The organism is Ruegeria sp. HKCCD8929, from assembly GCF_013031405.1.
Lineage (GTDB): Bacteria > Pseudomonadota > Alphaproteobacteria > Rhodobacterales > Rhodobacteraceae > Ruegeria.
In genome coordinates this window covers 1-1,578 of record NZ_WPZY01000125.1, presented here as the reverse complement: position 1 = coordinate 1,578, position 1,578 = coordinate 1, and the positions used below count along the sequence as shown (strand labels likewise).

At 56.8% G+C, this 1,578-nt stretch carries 1 protein-coding gene; it reads left to right on the top strand.

Annotated elements, in window-relative coordinates; all coding sequences use genetic code 11:
- Positions 1–1,578: beta strand repeat-containing protein (locus GOX53_RS29330; RefSeq protein WP_371810463.1), on the top strand; the 1,578-nt coding region annotated here is incomplete at both ends.

Here is a 1,578-nt window from a genome sequence, read left to right as displayed (position 1 = left end):
GCGGTGACGACGACACCTTCACCGTCGACGGGATGGATGTGGTCACGGGCGAAGTCGTTATGGGTACCGGTAACGACATCTATACTCAGGATGGCGGCTCGATCGGCCGGTTGTTGCTGGGGTTCAGGGACAACGGTGCCTGGGCGAGCGATGACGCGGGCACCACCAACACGGCCACGATTACCTCCGGGACGACCAGTCATATTTTTGGCACGGGCGGCATTGATATCATCACCGTCGAGACGGGGGCCGCAGTTGGCGGTGGCATCTTCACAGGCAATGATACCGATACGCTCACCGTGAACAGCACGATCATCGGCAGCAATGTTGATCTGGGCAATGACGACGACACATTCGACATCACTGGAACAGGTGGGGTCAACGGCGTTGTGACCATGGGAAGGGGCAATGACACCTTCACCATGGATGGGACCAGTATCAATGAACTGCGGCTGGGGTTCCGGAACAATTCCAGCTGGGCGACCACAGATGATGCCGGCACGACCAACACGGCCACGATTAACACCGGGACGGTCAACAGTCATATTTTCGGCACGGGCGGCATCGATATTATCACGATCGAGGCAGGAGCCTCCGTCGGCGGAACCATCACCACCGGCAACGATGCCGATGTGGTGACCGTGAACGGCACCTCTGTCGGCGGATCCATCAGTACCGGTAACGGCAATGATGTGATTACCTGGTTAGGCGGAACGCTTGGCGGTCAGATTATCGGTGGAAACGGCAACGATACCGCTGTAATCAGCTCTGCTGCCTATGCCGGGGACGTCATTATCGACGGCACGAACTTCAACGATTTTGTCAACAACAACGGCACACCGCTCGATCCAAGCGACGACTTTGTGGTCACGGACACCTTCGTTGATACCCTGACGTTTGATGGCGCAAATACAGGCGTAAATGCCAACACGATCCGCGGTTGGGAAAACGTTAGCGCTGTGAACTCCACCCTGGATTTCGACTCGCTGCGCCTGAATGGTGTCAGCGCAACCGGCAACAACAACGTCGCAACAGCCCTGAACGTCACCGGGGGGGATGTAACTCTGAGCGGCGCCAGTATCCTGGCGGATCTTCTGGGATCGGCCAGCAATGAGGTCTTGACCGTTACAGGCACAACAGTGGTTTCAAATGCTATCGAAGGTGGCGGGGGAGCCGATACGATTTCGGTCCTTGGCGATGCCAGTGTGACCAATGGCGTTTTTGGCGGTTCTGATGGTCATGATGCGAGCACTTCAACGGACGCGGGTGACACAATCACCATCAATACCACTGGCACAGTTGCTTTGGTCGATGGCGGTCTGGGGGATGACAATATCAATCTGATCGCAGGTTCGGTTCCAGGGTCTGTTCTGGGTCAGGAGGGCGACGACACTGTTACTGTCTTCGATGGATTCACCGTCACGAGCCTGATGGACGGCGGCTCCAATACCGCAGTAGGGGATACGTTTGCCGTTGACACGGCGACAACCCAGACCTTTGACGGCACACAGGTTGTGAACTTTGAGAACCTGCAGAAGGACAACACCGGCACCCTGATCCTGACGGGGGATCAGACCT